Origin of the sequence: Collinsella vaginalis, from assembly GCF_900176655.1 — a bacterium.
In the GTDB taxonomy this organism is placed as follows: Bacteria; Actinomycetota; Coriobacteriia; order Coriobacteriales; family Coriobacteriaceae; genus Collinsella; species Collinsella vaginalis.
Window position 1 is genome coordinate 377564 of the sequence record NZ_LT838844.1, and the last position, 20439, is coordinate 398002.

At 65.7% G+C, this 20439-nt stretch carries 16 protein-coding genes; 14 read left to right on the forward strand and 2 right to left on the reverse strand.

Going from position 1 to position 20439, the window contains the following annotated elements:
• Positions 1 to 18 precede the first annotated feature (18 nt).
• The 6 genes from CAP13_RS07825 (at position 19) to nhaA (ending at position 7303) form a co-directional block, all read left to right on the forward strand.
• On the forward strand, positions 19 to 1386 hold the full coding sequence (locus CAP13_RS07825) for a PTS sugar transporter subunit IIC (RefSeq protein ID WP_085831042.1): 1368 nt from the start codon (positions 19 to 21) through the stop codon (positions 1384 to 1386).
• Between the two features lie 61 nt (positions 1387 to 1447).
• On the forward strand, positions 1448 to 1753 hold the full coding sequence (locus CAP13_RS07830; protein WP_085831043.1) for a PTS sugar transporter subunit IIB: 306 nt from the start codon (positions 1448 to 1450) through the stop codon (positions 1751 to 1753).
• Positions 1754 to 1760: 7 nt separating this feature from the next.
• Entirely contained in the window at positions 1761 to 2099 is a 339-nt protein-coding gene (locus CAP13_RS07835) for a PTS sugar transporter subunit IIA (RefSeq protein WP_085831044.1), read from the forward strand.
• A 426-nt stretch (positions 2100 to 2525) separates the two neighbouring features.
• Complete coding sequence (locus CAP13_RS07840) at positions 2526 to 4694, forward strand: C69 family dipeptidase (RefSeq protein ID WP_097677698.1); 2169 nt, start codon at positions 2526 to 2528, stop codon at positions 4692 to 4694.
• Positions 4695 to 4897: 203 nt separating this feature from the next.
• Positions 4898 to 5839 (forward strand): DHH family phosphoesterase, encoded by a 942-nt coding sequence (locus CAP13_RS07845; protein ID WP_085831046.1) that lies wholly within the window; start codon positions 4898 to 4900, stop codon positions 5837 to 5839.
• A gap of 111 nt (positions 5840 to 5950) precedes the next feature.
• Positions 5951 to 7303, forward strand: coding sequence for a Na+/H+ antiporter NhaA (nhaA, locus tag CAP13_RS07850; RefSeq protein WP_085831047.1), 1353 nt, complete (start codon positions 5951 to 5953; stop codon positions 7301 to 7303).
• Between the two features lie 410 nt (positions 7304 to 7713).
• On the opposite strand, the gene CAP13_RS07855 is transcribed toward nhaA, so the two are convergent.
• Complete coding sequence (locus CAP13_RS07855) at positions 7714 to 8661, reverse strand: helix-turn-helix transcriptional regulator (protein WP_085831048.1); 948 nt, start codon at positions 8659 to 8661, stop codon at positions 7714 to 7716.
• A gap of 324 nt (positions 8662 to 8985) precedes the next feature.
• A complete protein-coding gene (gene pyk, locus CAP13_RS07860) occupies positions 8986 to 10446 on the reverse strand; it encodes a pyruvate kinase (protein WP_085831049.1) in 1461 nt (486 codons plus the stop codon).
• 635 nt (positions 10447 to 11081) lie between these two features.
• Here pyk and CAP13_RS07865 point away from each other — a divergent pair.
• The 8 genes from CAP13_RS07865 to CAP13_RS07905 all read left to right on the forward strand — a co-directional run bounded on the left by CAP13_RS07865 (position 11082) and on the right by CAP13_RS07905 (position 20417).
• The gene (locus CAP13_RS07865) at positions 11082 to 13757 is read left to right on the forward strand and encodes a cation-translocating P-type ATPase (RefSeq protein ID WP_085831050.1); all 2676 of its coding nucleotides are present in this window, start codon (positions 11082 to 11084) and stop codon (positions 13755 to 13757) included.
• A gap of 259 nt (positions 13758 to 14016) precedes the next feature.
• Positions 14017 to 15195 carry a ribosome small subunit-dependent GTPase A gene (rsgA, locus tag CAP13_RS07870; protein WP_245798961.1) on the forward strand — a complete coding sequence of 393 codons (1179 nt, stop codon included), beginning with the start codon at positions 14017 to 14019 and terminating at the stop codon, positions 15193 to 15195.
• Between the two features lie 240 nt (positions 15196 to 15435).
• The gene (locus tag CAP13_RS07875) at positions 15436 to 16134 is read left to right on the forward strand and encodes an SAF domain-containing protein (protein WP_085831051.1); all 699 of its coding nucleotides are present in this window, start codon (positions 15436 to 15438) and stop codon (positions 16132 to 16134) included.
• A complete protein-coding gene (locus CAP13_RS07880; protein ID WP_085831052.1) occupies positions 16134 to 17648 on the forward strand; it encodes a nucleotide-binding protein in 1515 nt (504 codons plus the stop codon). Before CAP13_RS07875 ends, CAP13_RS07880 begins: the two co-directional genes overlap by 1 nt.
• Entirely contained in the window at positions 17645 to 18967 is a 1323-nt protein-coding gene (locus tag CAP13_RS07885; RefSeq protein ID WP_085831053.1) for a TadA family conjugal transfer-associated ATPase, read from the forward strand. The genes CAP13_RS07880 and CAP13_RS07885 overlap by 4 nt, the downstream gene beginning before the upstream one ends.
• Before the next feature lie 402 nt (positions 18968 to 19369).
• Positions 19370 to 19573: a Flp family type IVb pilin gene (locus CAP13_RS07895; RefSeq protein ID WP_085831054.1), complete on the forward strand. Its 204-nt coding sequence runs from the start codon at positions 19370 to 19372 to the stop codon at positions 19571 to 19573.
• A gap of 317 nt (positions 19574 to 19890) precedes the next feature.
• The gene (locus tag CAP13_RS09745; RefSeq protein WP_143764930.1) at positions 19891 to 20070 is read left to right on the forward strand and encodes a hypothetical protein; all 180 of its coding nucleotides are present in this window, start codon (positions 19891 to 19893) and stop codon (positions 20068 to 20070) included.
• A 17-nt stretch (positions 20071 to 20087) separates the two neighbouring features.
• Positions 20088 to 20417: a hypothetical protein gene (locus CAP13_RS07905; protein ID WP_085831056.1), complete on the forward strand. Its 330-nt coding sequence runs from the start codon at positions 20088 to 20090 to the stop codon at positions 20415 to 20417.
• Positions 20418 to 20439 lie beyond the last annotated feature (22 nt).

Sequence of the window (20439 nt, forward strand, 5' to 3'; positions counted from 1 at the left end):
AAAGGGATAGGAGAAACCATGGCTTCTGAGAAGGGACAGGCGCTCCTCGACGTGTTCGCCGAGAAGTCCGCCAAGATCGGCAACCAGGTGCACCTGCGGTCGCTGCGCGACGCGTTCGCCACCATCATGCCGCTGTTCATCCTCGCCGGCATCGGCGTGCTGGTGAACGCCGTCGTGTTCGACAAGATCTGGGGCGAGACCGGCTTCGCGCCCAACGCCGAGCTGCTCACCACGCTCCAGTACTGGGGCAACGCCATCACCACGGGCACGCTGAGCATCTCCGCGCTGCTGCTCGCCGGCATGATCGGCTACAGCTTCGCGAAGAACAAGCGCTTCGACAACGCGATCTCCTGCGTGGTCATCGCCATCGCGGCCTTCGTGATCATGATGCCGCAGACCGTCACGGCCAACCTCGCCGCGACCTCCGAGCTGCTGACTGATGAGATCACGACTGCCGAGGTCGGCGGCGTGCTCAGCACCGCCAACACCGGCACCCAGGGCATGTTCGGCGCCATCATCATCGGCCTGCTCGCCACCACGCTCTTCATCAAGCTCTCCGAGATCGATCGCCTCTCCATCCACCTCGGCGAGGGCGTGCCGCCCGCGGTTGAGAAGTCCTTCAATGTGCTGATCCCGATGATGCTCACCCTCGGCAGCTTCGCCGTCGTGGCCCTCATCCTGAACGCCGCCTTCTCGACCGACCTCATCACGCTCATCAACACCTGGATCCAGACGCCGCTGCGCTCCGTCGTCACGAGCCTGCCCGGCCTCGTCTTCGTGTACTGCCTCGGCACCTTCCTGTTCACCCTCGGTATCCACCAGACCACCATCAACGGCGTGCTCGTGGAGCCCATCCTCACCATCGTCCTGCTCGAGAACACGGCCCTCTTCCAGGCCGGCCAGGCGATCCCCGTTGAGAACTACATGAACATGGACATCATCAACGTGTTCGCCTTGACCGGTGGCTCCGGCTGCACCATCGCCCTCCTGATCGCAACGTTCATCTGGGGCAAGTACAAGCCGTCCCGCGAGGTTGCCAAGATGGCCCTGCTGCCCGGCATCTTCAACATCAACGAGCCGGTCATCTACGGCTACCCCGTGGTCTACAACGTGCCGCTGATGGTCCCGTTCGTGGGGTGCGTCGCGGTGAACATCATCGTGTCCTACCTCGCCACCGTCGCCGGCATCATCGCGCCCTGCGCGATCCAGGTGCCCTGGACGACCCCGCTGTTCCTGAACAGCTTCCTCGCCACGGGCGGCGATGTCGCCGCGGTGGTGCTGCAGGTCATCCTGCTCGTGGTCGACGTCCTGCTCTACCTGCCCTTCATGAAGGTTTCCGAGAGGTCCCTCATCAAGCAGGCTGAGCTCGAGGGCGAAACCGCGTAAGATATCGGTATGGTTTCCGGCGCGTCGGCTCGGGTCGGCGCGCCTTTCGAGAGGAGCTCTCATGAAGAAGATCCTGCTGTGCTGCAACGCGGGCATGTCAACGAGCCTGCTCGTGCAGAAGATGCAGAAGGAGGCCGCCAGCCGCGGGCTCGACGTCGAGATCGAGGCCCGCCCGCTGAACGAGGCCATGGACCATCTGGACGATGCCAACATCATCCTGCTCGGCCCGCAGATCGGCTACACCAAGGACGACTTCACGGCCGCGGTCGCCGGTAAGGACATCCCGGTCGAGGTCATCCCCATGGCCGATTACGGCCGCATGAACGCGGCCAAGATCATCGACACCGCCATCGAGAAGATTGGATAGGAGCGCCATGACCCCTGAGGAGACCGAGGAGCTGCAGCTCACCTGCTTTGAGATCATCAGCTACGTGGGCACGGCCAAGAGCGCGTTCGTGAACGCCGTGAAGGCCGCCAAGGCAGGTGACTTCGAGGGCGCCGAGAAGCTGATCGCCGAGGGCGACACCGCCTACAACGGCGGGCACGACGCGCACATGAAGCTCCTGCAGGCAGATGCCGCCGGCGAGCGCGAGCCTGTCGCGCCGCTCATCCTCCTGCACGCCGAGGACCAGATGGCGAGCACGGAGACGGTCCGCATCATGGCCGTCGAGCTCATCGACGTGCACCGCGCCCTGGCGGAGCTCAAGGCGTAGGCTCGCCGCACACTTCGGCGCATGGCCCCTCGATCGCGGCCGCGCCGCCTGTCAATGCGATCATTTTCGGGTCGACCTTCTGGTCGGCCCGATTTTTTGCCGGGGCAGATCTCCCTTCTGTATTTGGAGAATGAATATTCTCAGCGCTGCATCTGATAGCAGAAAAAGGGCTTATCGTGCATCATTTATCCCTAGGTACCAAACTGGCATTGCAGTTTATCTGATATGTTATTTAACAACCCCGCTATGGGACGGAATACGCGTCAGATTCTGCGCGAATGTTGCCGTTTCCGTCCACGGCAGACTTTCGACCGTCTGGGGGACCCGTCTCATCAAATTGAATAAAAACAGGCAGAAACTGAGTATCATCAGATCGCATGCAGCGTTGAGACTGAGGTGCTGGACACGGAAGAAAGGGAAGGCAAGATGAAACTACGTTCTGTCTTGGGGAAGGTCGCGGGAGGTGGCATGCTGGCCGCGTCGCTCATCATGGCGGCTCCGATCAACGCGCTCGCATGCACCCAGGTCTACATGGGCAGCGACCTGACCACGAACGGCTCCACCTTTGTCGGCCGGGCGGAGGACTGGAACCCCCGGTACCTCAAGGCCTTCGGCGTGCAGGAGCGCGTGGAGAACCCGCAGTTCCGCTCCTTCGAGAACGACTCCGTCATCGGTTCGGGTTTTGAGTACACCTATTCTGGTCCCGGGTACCGCTACACCTACGTGCGCGACCAGCCCGAGGAGTGGGGCGCTGAGAACGACCCCGTCGCCAAGCGTGTCTACTCCGAGGCGGGCATCAACGAGCACGGCGTTGCCGTCTCCGCCACGCTCTCGATGTACATGAACGACGCGATCAAGGCCGTCGATCCGCTCGTGCCCACGGGCATCGGCGAGTACAACCTCACCGACGTGGTGCTCTCCATCTCTGACAGCGCCCGCGACGGCGTCGAGAAGCTCGGCAAGATCGTCGACGAGCACGGCTCCTGCGAGGCCAACCAGATCATCATCGCCGACTCCAAGGAGACCTGGATCTTCAGCCAGCTCTCCGGCCACCAGTGGGTCGCCATCAAGATGAGCTCCGACGTGGTCTCGGCGAACCCCAACATCGGGCGCATCGAGTACAAGGTCGACCTGGACGACGCCAGTAACGTCGTGCACTCCGAGGGGGTCGTGTCCGTGCCCGAGGGTGCCAGCATCCTCAAGACCGACGAGGACGGCACCATCAACATCGGACAGACCTACGGCCGGGAGAATGCGGGGTCCGGTCAGTACATCCGCTATGTCCAGGCCCGCGCGTACTTCGGCGCCCCGCTCACCGAGGGTGTCGACTACACGCTGAAGGCGGACGGAAACGTCGAGACCGTCGTGTCCCCGCAGCTCATGTTCAAGCCCGGCCGTGAGATCGACACCTTCACCGCGCTGCGCTCCATCGCCGCCCGCGGCGAGCAGACCTCGAACCTCAACGCCAACCTGAACTCAGGCCTCTACTCCGTGGGCAACAAGAATACGGTTGAGGGCCATATCTTCGAGATCCGCCACAACCAGTCGCCCGACACCGCGATCATCCAGTGGACCTCCCTCTCCCGCACCGAGTTCAGCGTGGCCCTGCCGAGCTACTCCGCCCTGCTGACCGAGGTGCCCGAGGACCTCTATCCCAAGTGGGACAGCCTCGACGCCTCGCACCGCGGCGCTGATATCGAGGACGACAACCTCGACAAGGCCCTTGAGGACGATGAGAGCGGGATCCTGAACTACGCGCTGATGGACATCAACACCATCGCGTACAACAACCGCTCCTCCATGGCCGAGGGCACCCGCGCCTACCTCGATGCCATGCAGCGCTCGGTGATCGCCCAGCAGGAGATCGTCGACAAGATCATGCAGAACACGCCGGCAGGGGAGGAGCGCACCGCGCTCGCGAACGACCTCTTCGCCCGCGTCTCCCGCTCCGCCTACGAGAAGCTCCACGCCCTCGCTGACGAGATGCGCGCCTATGTGAAGGCTGGCGACTTCTCCGCGCCCTTCGTCCCGAGCGACTACGACCCTGCCACCCAGGGCCTCAAGACCCCGATCAGCTACGCCGGCTACTTCGTGGCCCCCACCATCACCGCCCATCCCGTCTCGGCCGCGTATGAGAAGGGTGCCGCTGCCACGCCGCTCACCGTTGCGGCCACCGTCGAGGATGGCGTTCAGGGCTCTGACGCCGGGCTCACTTTCCAGTGGTACCGCCGCGCCGCCGCCTCTACCGAGCGTGCCGCCGGTGACGAGGAGCTCACGGGTTACACGAGCAGCACGCTTCCGGTTGACACCTCGCAGGTCGGCGAGTTCCAGTACTACGCGGTCGCGACGAACGCCCAGGGCCTCTCCACCACCTCCGACGCGGCCACCATCACCGTGACCGAGCCCAAGGTCAAGGATCCCGAGCCCAAGACCCCCGAGCCCGGCACTGACGGGACGACCACGCAGGTCAAGAAGGGTGTCAAGGGCAAGCTGCCCAAGACCGGCGACGTCGCCCTGCTGCAGATGAGCGCCATCGCCCTCGCAGGTGTCGCCGCCACCGGTGCGGGCGTCGTGGCCATCCGCCGCCGCCGTTAGCAAGCCTGCAACGGGTGCCCAGGCGGTCTTTAAGGCCGCCGGGGTTTGACCCATGAGATCGATCGGGCCCCCTCCGCGCAGCTCTGTCAGCGCGGAGGGGCCCGCCGTGTTTTCCGCCTGCGTCACGGGCCCGGTCGGCATGCTTCGCATCGGGGACGTGCTAGGATAGATTGGCCTGTCAAGCACGTCAAAGGGGGAGACCCATGAGCAATATCCTCGTCCTCGGACACCAGAATCCCGATAACGACGCCATCATGTCGGCCGTCATGTTCGCGCAGCTCAAGAACGCGCTGAACGACGGCAACACCTACGAGCCCTGCCGTCTGGGGCCTCTGCCCAAGGAGACGGCCCTCGTCCTCGAGAAGTGGGGCATCGCCGAGCCCCGGCTCATCGAGGGCATCGAGCCCGCGGCGGAGGGTGAGGAGCGTCAGCAGATCATTCTCACCGACCACAACGAGAGCGGGCAGTCCGTGCCCGGTCGCGAGAACGCCAGCGTCATCGGCCTTGTCGACCACCACCGCATCGGTGACTTCGAGACCGCGCAGCCGCCCTTCGTCGTGGTGCTGCCCTGGGGCTCCAGCTGCACGGTCATTTCGTACCTGTTCGACGCCTACGGTATCGAGCCCACGGATGCGCAGGTCGCCTGCTTGCTCGCCGCGATGATGACCGACACGGTCATGCTCAAGAGCCCCACCACCACCGACGTTGACCGGCGCTTCGCCGCCCGTTGGGGCGAGCGCCTGGGCGTCGACCCGGTCGAGTACGGCAAGGAGATCTTCAAGAGCCGCGGCTCGGGCGACTTCACGCCTGAGCAGATGGTGACCCGCGACATAAAGCGCTTCACCGTGGACGGCAAGGACCTCTTCATCGGCCAGTACGAGACCGTGGACGGCGCCGCGGCCCTGAAGGAGCTTCCCGCCATCCGCGAGGCCATGGAGGCCTACCGCGTCGAGCACGATGCCGCCGGCGTGGTGCTCCTCATCACCGATATCCTGGAAGAGGGCTCGCAGGTCCTGCTCATGGGTGACACCGAGGCCGCCCAGCGCGGTCTCGGCATCGCCGACGAGCCTGAGGGCGTTTGGATGCCCGGTGTGCTCTCCCGCAAGAAGCAAGTCGCGGCCCCCATCATCGCCGCAGGGAACTAAGCGGGGCCGTCCCGGCAGATCCCGGGCTGAACCCGACGAAGACGCGCCCCTGAATCGAGCGGTTCAGGGGCGCGTCCGGTATTCCCCGTGCCACGGGGAGGAAAGGACGCCATGGACAACATCGAGCAGATCTTCACCGAGACCCAGCAGCGGCGCATGCGCCGCCGAACGACGTACGAGCGCATCACCGGAAGCGGCACCATCTCGGCCGCCGTCATGGTGGTCGCCGCGATACTTGCGGTGATCTGCGCGAACACCGACGCCTACGAGTCCATTCACGGTCTGCTCATGGCCCCCATCTTCTTCGGTGTCGGGGATCTCGCTGCGGCGCTCAGCGTCGAGGTCTTCGTCAACGACTTTCTCATGGCGATCTTCTTCCTGCTCGTGGGTATCGAGCTTAAGTACGAGATCTGCGTGGGCGAGCTTCGCCAGCCGCGTCGCGCCCTGCTGCCCATGCTCGCCGCCGTGGGCGGCGTGGTGGTGCCAGCCTGCATCTTCGCACTGGTGAACCGCGGTGGGGCCGTGCACGGCTGGGCCATCCCCATGGCGACCGACATCGCCTTCGCGCTCGGGGTGATGGCCCTCCTCGGCAATCGCGTGCCGGCGGGCGTGCGGGTGTTCTTCAGCACGCTCGCGATCGCCGACGACCTCATCGCGATCGTCGCGATCGCACTCTTCTACGGCCAGAGCCCCGATCTGCTCTGGCTGGTCGCCGCCGCTGCGGTGACCATCGCGCTCGCAGCACTCAACCGCACCCAGCACATCCGGCTCGCGCCCTATATCCTGCTGGGGCTCCTGCTGTGGTTCTGCCTGTTCCAATCCGGTGTCCACGCGACCCTTGCCGGCGTCATCCTCGCCTTCTGCGTGCCAGCAGGGTCCGGTCTCAAGCTCGAGAACCTGGCCGGGTGGCTCGAGGAGGAGGCCGCACCGGCCCTCGACGAGCAGTTCGATGAGGAGAGCCACGTGCTCGGTCAGCACGAGTTCACGCATGCGGCCGCCGGCGTTGAGCGGGTCATGCACCGGGCGACGCCGCCGCTCATTCGTCTGGAGCGCTACATCTCGACGCCGGTGAGCTTCGTGATCCTGCCGATCTTCGCGTTCGTGAACGCGCAGGTGCGGCTTGTGGGGGTCGATCTCGTGGCTCTGGCGCTGGATCCGGTGGCTATCGGCGTCTACCTCGGTATGCTCGTGGGCAAGCCCGTGGGCATCTTCAGCGTGACGGCGCTCATGGTGAGGTTCGGCCTCTCGGAGCTTCCCGAGCGGGTCACGCTCGGCCACATCATGGGGGTCGGCGTGCTCGGCGGCATTGGATTTACGATGTCGATCCTGATCTCCGGCCTCGCCTTCCCTGGCGATCCGTTCAACCTGCTGGCGGCCAAGGCGGCCATCCTCGCCGGTTCAGTGACGGCGGCCCTGCTTGGCCTGGCGGTCATGCACGTTGCGGCGCGGGGCCCGCGGAAGTAGGGCGCGGCAGGGGGAAATGACAGGGTAGTCTTGACCAGGCGGCGCACGGGGTCCTCAAGGGTGGGGCCATCGGCATGGTATCGCCAGATGATCGCCTGTCGGGCAGCCGTCAGACGGGCTCATGTCGCGAAGAATCGAGCGGCTGGTCAAAACATGCAACTTCTTGGGCAAATGGGGAAGAGTCCTCTGGGACGATAAGCTTGCGCAGCCTTAATTCGTGATCATTTAATCTAATATGACTACTATTTTTTCATCATGCTGCAGCGCGGAGCCTGATGAGGGCACGCAGAAACCTTCATCAGGCTCCTGCGTGCCCAAGAAGTTGCTAGTTTTGACCATCGGGCTGAAAATCCACGAGTTTGCGAAGCGATGGATCTGCCGCAGTCGGTGTTTGCAGCGCTTTGCCGTGACTACTTCGACTCGGGAAGCACGGAGAAGATGATGCTGACGATCGCGCAGAGGATCCCCCCGACGACCCAGGCAAGCCAGAAGTAGTCGTTCAGACCGCCTGGGCCGAAATAAAGCAAGAACATTGCGACAACGGATGCGATCAGCATAATGATGATGCAGATGGCGTCGACGAGCTTCTTTGCGCGCCCAGTCAGCTTGAAATCATCGGGATCCGCATCCGCGTCCTTTGAGTTGTTGTACGCGGCGATGTTGAACCGACTCTGCATGATGCCCGCATATGCCATCACGCTGGCACCCAAGCCGCCGAATCCGATCACCCAGGCGCCCGCGAGCTCGCCGGTGGCATCCGTGGTGGCGCTATCGAGGAAGGCGGCCCCGGCAACGCCGATGAAGATGATGCCGATGCCGATGATCAGCAGACGGGCAAGCAGGCTGGTGCCCAGGCGCCGGTCCTCGGGTGTGTAGAAGTCCTCGATGAACGGATGGGCGCGTTTGAACTCGCTGTAGTTGAGGCCGGTGGGGATCAGGATCGCCAGGCCGAGGAAGGCGCCTGCGAACAAGGCGACGGCTGTGGGCCCCTCCCCGGGGATGTAATGGCTGGTGAGGATGCCGCCGACCCCTCCGAGGCAGAGGACGAAGATTGCAAGTGCCACGGATCGTGCGCGTGAGCGCATGTGGGCGTCGTACCCGCAGATGTCCGATGCCGGCCCCGAGGCGACAACCTCGGTGGGTGCGGGGCTCGTGTCGGTGAGATCGCCCTTGACGAGGTCGTCGAGGGAGCAGCCGAAGATGTCGCAGAGCTTCATGAGCTTGTCCATCTCGGGGTAGGCGCGTTCGGCCTCCCACTTGGTGACGCTCTGACGGCTCACGCCGACGAGCATCGCGAGCTGCTCCTGGGTCATGTTGCGTGTGCGGCGGAGGTGCTGCAGGTTGTCTCGGAAGCCCATGGCGCTCCTTTGTTTTGAGAACCGCTGGGACAGCTCTCACCATAGGGTAGCAAAGGGGTCGCCTCCACCAACCGGGGGCTGCATTTTGGTTCGCAAATGGGGAGCGCCCCGGGCGCTCAATGGCTGCAAGCCGCAGGTAGAGCTCGGTGTAACGGATCGTATACGTCCGTAGAGGGAAAACGGTTTGGGTGCCGAGAGGGGTGGTGCAACAAGGCACCCTGTCGACAGCTGGAGCATGACGAACGAGAAGCGCGCGCAACGAAAAACCCCGGCCGCGCTGGGCGACCGGGGTTCCGAAGCCTCGTGTATGTGGATGCGTCTCGCTTAACGCACCTGGGCCACGTAGGCGACGTTGGTCGAGGAGATCTTGTCCTCGAGCTGCACGGACATGCGCGGATCGCCGGCGGTGGCGACGGTGATGTCACCCTTCTCGACGTAGCCGAGCTCCTTGGCGGTCTCGATCGCCTTCACGATCGTGCCGTTGACCGTGCCCTGCGTGATGGCGGCGAGGTGCGGCTCGACGCCCCAGTACATGATCATCTGCTGCACGGCCCACTCGTGGCGGGAGAACGCGATGATCGGCATGGCGGGACGGAAGTGCGACACGAGGCGGGCGGTGCGGCCCGTGGTGGTGGGAACGGTGATGCACTTGGCGCCGACAGCCGTGGCCATGTTCACCGCGGAGAGGCCGACCACGTTGTTGACGACGCGGGTGCCGTGAGAGCCGGCCGGGACCTCGAGCTTGCCGTGGGCGGGCAGGTGCTTCTCGGTCTCGTGCGCGATCTGGGCCTGCATGCGCACGGCCTCGACCGGGTACTGACCGGCAGCGGACTCGCCGGACAGCATCACGGCGTCGGTGCCGTCATAGATGGCGTTCGCGACGTCGGCGACCTCGGCGCGGGTTGGGCGCGGGTTGTGCTGCATGGAGTCGAGCATCTGCGTGGCGGTGATGACGGGCTTGTAGGCGTCGTTGCACTTCTTGATGATCTGCTTCTGGATGTGCGGCACGAGCTCCGGCGCGATCTCGATGCCCAGGTCGCCGCGGGCGACCATGATGCCGTCGGAGTGCTCGAGGATGTCGTCGAAGTTGTCGACACCGAGGGCGCACTCGATCTTCGGGAAGATCGTCACATGCTCGCCGCCGTTCTCACGGCAGAGGGTGCGGATCTCCTCGACGGCGGCGCCGTCGCGGATGAAGGAGGCGGCGATGTAGTCGATGTTCTGCGTGAGGCCGAAGAGGATGTCCTGGCGGTCGCGCTCGGTGATGGCGGGCAGCGAGATGTTGACGTTGGGCATGTTCACGCCCTTGCGCTCGCCGATGAGACCGTTGTTCAGCACGACGCAGTGGATGTCGGCGCCGTCGACGGACTCGACCTCGAGGCCGACGAGGCCGTCGTCGATCAGGATGCGGGAGCCGGGGACGACCTCGGAGGGGAGGGCGAGGTAATCGAGGGAGATGTGCTCGGCGGTGCCGGCGAAATCCTCGGAGGTGGGCTGGGCGGTCACGATGATCTTGTCGCCGGTATGGACCTCAACCTTCTGGTGGTCCTTGAGCAGGCCGGTGCGCACCTCGGGGCCCTTGGTGTCGAGCAGGATGCCGATGGGGCGACCAAGCTCGTTGGCGATGCGGCGGACGCGCTCGATGCGGCCCTTGTGCTCCTCATAGGAGCCGTGGGAGAAATTGAAGCGGGCGACGTTCATGCCCGCCTTCATCATCTCACGAAGGATGTTCTCGTCGTCACAAGCGGGACCCATCGTGCATACGATCTTGGTGCGTTTGTACATGCATACCTCCAGATATCCATACAATGCGTTCTAACAGCCGAAGTCATTATAGCCAACCCGCATTCCGCACTCCGACAAAAACCGACCGTCTGCCGAGTCCTTACAGGTGCACCACGGAAAAGATGCAGATACAAGGCCGTGTTGTGCTATGGGGGCCGGGCTGTGGCGGGGGAGCTGCGTGGAGGTGCGGTGTGATGCCGAGATGTGGTGTGCGGGCGGCGGTCACCCGTGTCTGCTCGGGACCTTGCGGTGACGGCGCTTGCATACTGGCAGGTCACAATCACGGCGGCAAAGCAGTGCAAAGCGCGGATCCTGCACGGTCACGTCGGGTCGAGATGCTGACAGGTCACAATTGCGTCATTAGGCCGGAGGAAAGCATAAATCCTGCACTGTCAGCAGGGGGTGCGATGCTGACAGTGCAGGATTCGACCTCAACACCGCTACAGATGCCGAATTTTGCACGGTCGGCAGAAACTCGGATGGAAGATGCGTTCCGCGTGCGCAATCAGGGTAGTATATCTACCGTTGCAAGCTGCCACTCAGCACGGCAGCCTTGATGGGCCCTTGCCCCTCTCCTGGGGAATTATGATCGGGCATCAATCTGCTGGGTGGCCAACGGATCCCAGGAGGGGAACATGCAAAAAGAATACTTGGCTTCGGCTGAGGACGTGCTCGAGGCTCAGGCTTCAAGCGCGGAGACGGGTCTTGCCGCCAACACCGCCGCCGAGCGGCTGGCGAGCTTCGGCCCCAACAAGCTCGAGGAGGAGGCGAAGACGCCGCTCTGGAAGCGCTTCTTCGAGCAGATGGCCGATCCGATGGTCATCATGCTGATCGTCGCCGCGGCCATCTCGGCCATCTCCGGTGCCGTTCAGGGCGAGGCCGACATCGCTGATGTCGTCATCATCCTCTTCGTCGTCGTCATCAACTCCGTCCTTGGTGTTGTGCAGGAGGCGAAGAGCGAGGAGGCCCTCGAGGCCCTACAGGAGATGAGCGCCGCGCAGTCCAAGGTGATCCGCGACGGCAAGCTCGTTCACCTGCCCAGCTCCGAGCTCGTCCCGGGCGACGTCATCCTGCTCGAGGCCGGCGACTCCGTCCCGGCCGACTGCCGCGTGCTCGAGTCCGCGAGCATGAAGATCGAGGAGGCGGCCCTCACGGGCGAGTCCGTGCCGGTTGAGAAGCACGCGGACGCCATCACACTCGCCGCCGACGCCGACGACGTCCCGCTCGGCGACCGTCGGAACATGGTCTACATGGGCTCCGTCGTGGTCTACGGCCGCGGCCGCGCCGTCGTGGTGGGCACGGGCATGCAGACCGAGATGGGCAAGATCGCCGACGCCCTCACCACCGCGAAGAAGGAGCTCACGCCGCTGCAGGTCAAGCTCGCTCAGCTCTCGCGCACCCTCACGGTCATGGTGATCGCCATCTGCGTCGTCATCTTCGCCGTCGACTTCCTGCGCCACGGCGGTGAGATGATCTCGAACCCGTCGATGCTGCTCGACACCTTCATGGTCGCCGTCTCCCTCGCTGTGGCCGCCATCCCCGAGGGCCTCGTCGCCGTTGTGACCATCGTGCTCTCCATGGGCGTCACGAAGATGTCGCGGCGCCAGGCCATCATCCGCAAGCTGACCGCGGTGGAGACGCTCGGCTCCACGCAGATCATCTGCTCGGATAAGACGGGCACGCTGACGCAGAACAAGATGACCGTCGTGAAGCACGTGCTGGCCGCACCCGAGGAGAAGTTCCTCGCCGGCATGGCGCTCGCCTCCGACGCCCAGTGGGACGAGGAGGCCGGTGAGGCCGTCGGCGAGCCCACCGAGTGCGCGCTGGTGAACGATGCGGCAAAGGCAGGCCTCACGGGGCTCACGGCCGAGCACCCGCGCGTGGGCGAGGCCCCGTTCGACTCCGGCCGCAAGATGATGTCCGTTGTCGTCGAGACCCTTGACGGCGAGTATGAGCAGTTCACCAAGGGCGCCCCCGACGTGGTCATCGGGCTGTGCACCCAGGTGTACGAGAACGGTGCGATCGTGCCGATCACCGAGGAGCGCCGCGCCGAGATCCTCGCCGCGAACAAGGGTATGGCCGACGAGGCCCTGCGCGTGCTCGCGCTCGCGAGCCGCAACCATGCCGAGCTGCCGGGCGACTTCTCACCCGAGGCCCTCGAGCATGACCTCGTGTTCTGCGGCCTCTCCGGCATGATCGACCCGGTCCGTCCCGAGGTCACGCAGGCCATCGTCGAGGCCCGCGAGGCCGGCATCCGGCCGGTCATGATCACGGGCGACCACATCGACACCGCCGTGGCCATCGCCAAGGAGCTCGGCATCGTGACCGACGCGAGCCAGGCCATCACCGGCGCTGAGCTCGACCGCATCTCCGACGAGGCCTTCCACGAGCGCGTCACCGAGTACAGCGTGTACGCGCGCGTGCAGCCCGAGCACAAGACCCGCATCGTGGACGCCTGGAAGAGCCGCGGCAACATCGTGGCCATGACCGGCGACGGCGTGAACGACGCCCCGTCCATCAAGCGCGCCGACATCGGCGTCGGCATGGGCATCACCGGCACGGACGTCACCAAGAACGTGGCCGACATGGTGCTCGCCGACGACAACTTCGCCACCATCATCAACGCGGTGGAGGAAGGGCGCCGGATCTACGACAACATCCGTAAGGTCATCCAGTTCCTGCTCTCCGCGAACCTCGCCGAGGTCTTCTCGGTGTTCGCCGCGACGCTCATCGGCTTCACGATCTTCCAGCCGGTCCAGCTGCTGTGGATCAACCTCATCACGGACAGCTTCCCGGCGCTCGCGCTCGGCATGGAGGAGGCCGAGGGCGACGTCATGAAGCGCAAGCCCCGCCGTGCCTCCGACGGCATGTTCGCCGACGGCATGGGCCTCGACTGCGTGGTCCAGGGCGTGATCATCACCCTGCTCGTGCTCGCGTCCTTCTTCGCGGGCGTCTACTTCGACCTCGGCCACATCGATATCGCCGAGATGATCGCCGGCACCGCAGACGACGAGGGCGTCACGATGGCCTTCATCACGCTCTCCATGGTCGAGATCTTCCACTGCTTCAACATGCGCAGCCGTCGCGCGTCGCTGTTCAGCATGAGGAAGCAGAACAAGTGGCTCTGGGGCGCGGCGATCCTCGCCTTTGTCCTGACCGTCGTCGTGGTGGAGTTCGATCCGCTGGCTCAGATGTTCGGCTTCATGCCGCTGCCGCCGGAGGCGCTCGCCACCGCGCTCGGCCTGGCCTTCCTGATCATCCCGCTGATGGAGGTCTACAAGGCGATCATGCGCGCCGTCGAGGCGAAGTGACGCCGATGATCTCCTGATGGCTGGCGCGCTTAGCCGACCGGTTGCGGGATCACGTTCTGATTGATGCACGGCCCTCCACCTCCCCATCCGCATGGGTGGGGAGGTGGAGGGCCTTTTTATCTCGATGCGCGGCGTCTGCGGCCTGCGCGCATCGACGTTTCTGGCGGTGCGCCTCGTGCGCCGCGGTTGCCAAGGTGCGTCCCCGCACTTGCCGCGGTATACTGACGCCGTTCATCGGGGCAAAGGGGAATGAGGCTGCGTGGGCAAAGGCAAGGGCGGCAAGGGATCACGGTCAGCGCGGCGGCATCGGACGTCGGCTGCGGACGCCACCGCGTTTGAGCTTCCCGCGATCGGCCTCATGAGCGACCTCCCTGCCTTCAGCGATCTGCGAGTTGACGATACCCAGACTGCGGCCTTCACGGATTTCCGCTCCCAGTTCGATCAGGCGTCAGGCGGGCAAGCCGCGTCGCATCTGCAGATTGGCGGTGTGATCAGACTCGACCGGGGCTTCCCGCTCGTCGCCACCCCTGACGTCACGCTCCGCTCCGAGCATGCGGTCGCATTCGCCAAACGCGGCGCCGATGAGGAGCCCCTGCTCCCCGCCATCGGCGATATCGTTGCCGTGCGGGTTGACCCCGGCCATGACAAAGGCGTGATCGAGGCGGTGCTGCCCCGTCGCACCGCGTTCGAGCGGTGGCGCGGCAAGAGCCGCGGCGAGTGCCAAGTGCTTGCCGCCAACGTCGACGTCATCCTCATCGTGCAGCCTCTCGGCTCCTCGCGCGACTCCGAATCACTCGTGCGCGACCGCATCGCCCGGTCGCTTGTGCTGGTGAATGACTGCGGGGCTGTGCCGGTGGTGGTCTTCACGAAAGCGGATCGCAGCGACCCCGCCGCACGGGATCGCGCGATTCGCGACGCATGCGCCCTTGCGGGGGAGGGGGTTCGGGTCATCGTAACCTCGTCGCGGGATGGCCTCGGCTTGGACGAGGTGCGCGCCTGCGTGCCCGCGGGGGCCTGCGGCATGATCCTCGGTGAGAGCGGGGCGGGGAAATCGACCCTGCTGAACGCCCTGCTCGGCCACGATGCGCTCGCAACAGGCGCGGTGCGCGAGCGCGATGACATGGGACGGCACACCACGGTCGCGCGCGTCATGTGCAAGCTCCCGGGACCCCACGGTGTCATCGCCGATGCACCGGGCCTCAGGAGCCTTCCCTTGGTGGGGCACGAGCTCGGCCTCGCCCGGACCTTCCCCGATGTGGCGCGCGCGTCGCGGGGATGCCGTTTCAGCGATTGCACGCACACGCACGAGCCGGGTTGCGCGGTCAGGGGCGCGGTCGACGCCGGCGAGATCGATGCGGTGCGCGTCGAGGCCTTCCTCGCGCTCGCCCGCGAGATGCGCGTCAGCGCCCAGAGCCTCGATCCCGATGTGAGGCTGTAGATACAACCTCTGACCTGCGGTGTATCTTTAGGTTGCGTGAACCCCTCGCAAGGAGGGGTCTTTTTATTTGCCAATCACCCCGCTGGAAACTTGGATGAGCTTCCCGTCGATCTTACGCGAGCGTCAGCTTGTGGGGAGGCGCCTGTAAGGTCGTGGGATTTGGTCCGGGACCTTTAGTCCTCCCGTCGCCTCGAGCCGTAAGAATGTGCTCATGGGCGGCGGATCGGAGGGAGGGGTCGTGTGAGACGGAGGACCAGACTCATCGTGAGTGCGGTGTCCGGTGTGGTGGCGGTCTTGGTTGCGCTCGGATACGGGTCGATGGTTCGCACGGAGGCCGTGCGTGAGCGCGAGCAGGCGCTGGAGCGCTTTGGCGGCGATCTGGTGCAGGTGTGCACCGCGATACGCGATATCGAGCCGGGTGAGGTCATCGACGAGGCGAACACCACGGTGATGGACTGGGTCGCGGGTTTGGCGCCGTTGGATGCGGAGACCGACTTATCCGCCGTTGCCGGGAAGGTCGCCACCTCCCGTATCCCCAAGCGGGCCGTGTTGTGCCCGTTGTACTTCGAGGCCCGTGAGAGCGCGGTGGAGGTGCCCGCGGGGACGGTGGCCGTATCGATTCCCAGCGACGAGGAGCACGCCGTGGGCGGTGCGGTCGGTCGCGGTGAGGCGGTCGACGTCTACGTGTCCCGCGACGGCGTGGCGGATCGCCTGTGCGCGGCGACGGTGGTGGACACGAGCTCCCTTTCCTCGAACGGGGCCGCGCTCACCTGGGTGACGCTGAGCGTCCGGCCCGAGCACGTGCAGGAACTGCTCATCGCGATGGCGCAGGCGCCGCTCTCGCTCGTGGTTCCCGGTGATCGAGGCTCTGATGTGCAGGAGACGGCGCGCGGGGACGCGGCGGGCGCGGAACCATCCACATCGAGGGGTGAACACTGATGGCGGCATTATGGCTCACCTGCTGCGGGGGTGCCGATTTCGGACAGCTCACCCGCGAGGTCAACTCCCGGGCGAGCGGGGCCCAGCTGCTCCGATTCAATAGCGTGGGGCAGCTCGCCCTCCTGGCTGCGGATCTGCCTCATGAGGTCGCGGGCGCGGCGGTGTCGGCGCGGGGGACCGCTTCGGCTGAGTTCGAGGTGGCCCTGGGTGACCTCGCTCGAAGCGGCCGCGCCCCGCAGATCCTCGTCTTGGTGGATCGACTTGAACCGGGTTTGATAGCCCGCATGTTCTACGCGGGGGCGACGGAGGTCATCGCGGCGGAGGATGCCGTCGTTGAAGATGGTGGGAAGGTGCGGGTCGCGCGTGTGGAGGGGGCTTCACAAGCGGCGGTCCCCAAAGCGGCCTCCGCCAGCGATGGCCGTGGGCAAAACGGGGGGCACCGGGATGGCGCTGCGACCCCTCGCCCAGCCTCACGTGAGGCCAACCTTGGCAAGCCGGCGGGTGCAGTCAGCGCAGATAAGGGAGGATCGGGGGGAGGGGATGTGGAGGCATCCATCTCGGCGCCGTCTGCCGGCCCCCGGTCTGATGAGCCCGTTCGCCCGGAAGTCGATGAGCGGGTTTCCGAGCCTCTTTCGCCCCCGCGGCGGAGACCGCAGCCTTCTGCTGCGGCAGGCAGCCCCTCGGCCCCGGTGATCGCCGCGATCTCCGGCCGGGGCGGTGTCGGCAAGACCACCTTGGTGACGGCGATGGCGTGCTGCGCCTCCCAACTCGGCCTCCGCACGGCCGTGCTCGACCTGGATCTCATGTTCGGCGACGCGTACGGTTTCCTCGGTGTCGACGAGCCGCAGGATCTCATGAGGATTGACCGAGTGGGTCAGCAGGACCTGGCGGATGAGGACATCGAGGCGACGGCGATGCGCGTCGCCCCCGGTCTGACGCTGTGGGGCCCGATCGAGCGCCCTGAATGCGCTGAGATGATGGGGGTGCCAGTGGAACGGCTCATCGCCGTGCTGAGGACCCTGTCAGATCTGATCCTGATCGACACCTCGGTGTTCTGGGGCGATGCCGTCGCGGCGGCGGTTGCCGCCTGCGATCGCTGCCTCATCGTGGGGGCGTCCGGCCCCGCATCATGCCCGTCCTCATCCCGGGCGGCCGATCTTGCCGGGCGCCTGGGGCTGCCGCGCACCAAGATGGTCAGTGTGCTCAACCGTTTCGGCGCGGTTGGCCGCGGTGAGGAGTTCGCGCTCAGGTTCGAGATGGCGATGTCGCTCAAGAACCGGGTCCGCATCGCGGACGGAGGCCCTGAGGTGGCGGAGCTCTCCTCATGCGGGCATATGGCTGATCTCGTCTTGGGCGGCGGCGAATTCGCGCGTGGCGTGCGGACGTTCACGACGGAGACCTTGCGCGAGCTCGGATGCGCGGTCCAGGGTCGCGGTGACGTGGCCCCACGGGAGCCCGCGGCAAAGCGTCGGCTGAGGCTCCCGTGGGGCCGACAGGGAGGTGGCGGGCAATGAGCGTCGCGGAGCGCGTACGGGCTGCCGGAGTGCGCGGCGAGCGCGCCGGCCAGCGGAGGGTCCGGGCGGTCAAAGCCGAGGCGAAGCGCGCCATGCTCGAGCGCGTGGGATTCGCCGAGGTCGCGCAGATCGCCGCGGCGGCGAGTGCGGATCGGGCCCGCGAGGAGCTCAGGCCTGCGGTCCTCGCCGTGCTGAACACCGGTGGGGCGCGGGACCTCTCACGGTTTGAGCGCGACACCCTGGCGGCGGAGATCCTCGATGACGTGGTTGGCCTGGGGCCCCTACAGCGGCTCCTTGAGGACGACTCCGTGACCGAGGTCATGGTCAACGGCACCGGTACCTCGTTTTTCGAGCGCGCGGGCACGCTCATCCCACTCGAGGGCCTCTTCGAGACGGACGAGCAGATCAGGATCATCATCGACCGGATCATCTCCCCGCTCGGGCGCCGGATCGACGAGTGCAGCCCGCTGGTGAACGCCCGGCTGCCGAGTGGGTTTCGCGTGAACGCCGTGATCCCGCCCATCGCGCTGGACGGGCCGCTGCTCACCATCAGGAAGTTCTCGGATCGCATCGGGACGCTGGACCAGCTCGTCTCCGCAGGTTCGCTGCCCGCATGGTACGCCCAGCTGCTCTCCTGGACGGTGCGGCTCCGGTGGGACCTCGCGGTCGCCGGGGGAACGGGTTCGGGGAAGACGACGCTCCTGAACGCGCTTTCCTGCGAGATCCCAACTGGCGAGCGCATCGTGACGATCGAGGACTCCGCCGAGCTCAAGTTTGCGCGCCATCCCCATGTGGTGCGGCTCGAGGCCCGCGAGGCGTCCATCGAGGGAGAGGGCGCGGTGAGCATCCGTGATCTGGTGGCCAACGCCTTGCGCATGCGGCCCGATCGGATCGTGGTGGGCGAGGTGCGCGGCCCTGAGTGCATCGACATGCTCCAGGCAATGAACACCGGGCACGATGGTTCGCTGACCACGCTGCACGCGGGCACGGCCGAGGAGGCGGTGGTGCGTCTCACGCTGCTGGCACGGTACGGCATCGATCTGCCCGGTCCGCTCATCGAGGAGCAGATCGCGATGGCGCTCGACGGGATCGTGATGTCGGTGCGCCGGCCGGATGGGCGGCGATTCGTCGCCGGTCTCGCCGGGGTGTCGCGCGCTCGCGACGGAGGCGTTCGGCTCACCGATCATGTCGTGTTCGATGCCGCGACGGCGAGTTGGTCGCTTGCTGCCGAGCCGGTGTTCATTGCCGAGGCCGTGCGCACCGGGGCGCTCGATGGAGAGGAGGTCACGCGATGGAGGCGGTCGTGCCCGGCGGAATAGGGTTGCTGGTGGCGTTGGGGGTGGCCGGGATTCTGCCCGTTGACAGCCAAGAACGGAAACCTCGCTCCGGCGGTTCATGGCAGCGGACGGCATTCGCTGCTTTGGCCAGGGTTGGCCAGGCGCTCTGCGCGCATGCGGGAATCCGTCCAGATGGCCCGCGGATCACCTGGCTTCGTGATGAGCTCNATCGGCCAGGCGCTCGCGCTGGGCGCTCCGCTCGCCGAGACGCTCGCTGGGCAGAGCCGGGAATGCCGGGCCGCCCATCGCGCCGATGTGGAGCGCCAGATCGAGCGCGCCCCCGTCAAGCTCCTGATTCCCACCGGGACGCTCATCCTTCCAGCTCTCTTGCTATCCATATTGGGCCCGCTGTTCTCCGCGGGCGGAATGATCTAGGAGGTCAACATGGTCGAGAAACTGCAGGGACGCCTATTTCATCTGCTGTCCGGTCTCAGGCCGCTCATCCGTGAGGAGCGGGCCCAGGGAACCACCGAGTACGCGATCCTCGTCGGGGTGCTGGTCGTCATCGCCATCATCGCGATCATCGCGTTTCGTGACAAGATCTCCGAGCTCTGGGACACGATCTCCTCGGGGATCAACAGCTTGTGAGCGGGCGGGGCCGCTGGCAGCTGCGTGTATGGGCACCGCCCCTTCTCTGCATCCTCCTCGTCCTCGCGTCGCCTGCGCTCATGCTGCGCCAGGGGGACGGACCTGCTGCCGAGGATGCCCCGGCATCGCCATCCGAAGTGGTCGGGCGCGTATTCCCAGCCGACCCCCATAGGTCGGCTGCGTCATCGTTCCTCGCCGACCTCGACAGCTTGGCCAGTCGGTCATCAGCTGTAGGCGCTAATCCCGCGGTGGTCTCATGGGATGACCCGGATGGACTCGCGGACGCAGCGGGGACAGTCCTCGAAACGTATCGAGATATGAAGACGTTCACCCTTATGACCAGCGGATACCTTGATATCAAGGGGAACGCATGGGGCGCCTTGCTGCGCGGTCCGGACGGGTCTGTCGATATCGCTTTGGCCCTTGCGGACGAATCCGGCGGCGCAACGGTGAGGGTGTCGCGGATCGGCGTGGAGGATGGGGAGGGGGTGCTGTGAGAAGGGGAGGATGCCATGTGGATGCAAGCGCTCGGGAGGGCCATGGGGGTTTCCTTTGGCTGGGAGGGATCCGTGGCGACAACAGGGGCGGAGTCGATTCGGACTTTCGTCTACGCGGTCCTGGCGGCGAGGAGGGTGCCCGAGATCACGGCGGCGGGCTCGCGCGGGAGGAGCGGGCCCAGGGCACGCTCGAGTACGCCCTCACCGTGCTGGCGTTCTTGGCGATCACCGTGGCATTCGCGGCGTTGTGGCGCGCGGGCGAGGATGGATCCCTCGCGGCGTTGGCGGAGCGCTCGGCATCGCATGCGCTCGACGGGTTCGGGGCGCTCGACCTCGTCCTGTTCTGATGGGCATGAGCCGTCCGGCGCC

Coding starts and splice junctions, on each gene's coding strand:
- CAP13_RS07880 (WP_085831052.1), top strand. CDS start 16,134: ATGGCGGCATTATGGCTCACCTGCTGCGGGGGTGCCGATTTCGGACAG.
- CAP13_RS07840 (WP_097677698.1), top strand. CDS start 2,526: ATGAAACTACGTTCTGTCTTGGGGAAGGTCGCGGGAGGTGGCATGCTG.
- CAP13_RS07830 (WP_085831043.1), top strand. CDS start 1,448: ATGAAGAAGATCCTGCTGTGCTGCAACGCGGGCATGTCAACGAGCCTG.
- nhaA (WP_085831047.1), top strand. CDS start 5,951: ATGGACAACATCGAGCAGATCTTCACCGAGACCCAGCAGCGGCGCATG.
- CAP13_RS07855 (WP_085831048.1), bottom strand. CDS start 8,661: ATGGGCTTCCGAGACAACCTGCAGCACCTCCGCCGCACACGCAACATG.
- CAP13_RS07885 (WP_085831053.1), top strand. CDS start 17,645: ATGAGCGTCGCGGAGCGCGTACGGGCTGCCGGAGTGCGCGGCGAGCGC.
- CAP13_RS07865 (WP_085831050.1), top strand. CDS start 11,082: ATGCAAAAAGAATACTTGGCTTCGGCTGAGGACGTGCTCGAGGCTCAG.
- CAP13_RS07895 (WP_085831054.1), top strand. CDS start 19,370: ATGGTCGAGAAACTGCAGGGACGCCTATTTCATCTGCTGTCCGGTCTC.
- CAP13_RS07845 (WP_085831046.1), top strand. CDS start 4,898: ATGAGCAATATCCTCGTCCTCGGACACCAGAATCCCGATAACGACGCC.
- pyk (WP_085831049.1), bottom strand. CDS start 10,446: ATGTACAAACGCACCAAGATCGTATGCACGATGGGTCCCGCTTGTGAC.
- CAP13_RS07835 (WP_085831044.1), top strand. CDS start 1,761: ATGACCCCTGAGGAGACCGAGGAGCTGCAGCTCACCTGCTTTGAGATC.
- CAP13_RS09745 (WP_143764930.1), top strand. CDS start 19,891: ATGAAGACGTTCACCCTTATGACCAGCGGATACCTTGATATCAAGGGG.
- CAP13_RS07825 (WP_085831042.1), top strand. CDS start 19: ATGGCTTCTGAGAAGGGACAGGCGCTCCTCGACGTGTTCGCCGAGAAG.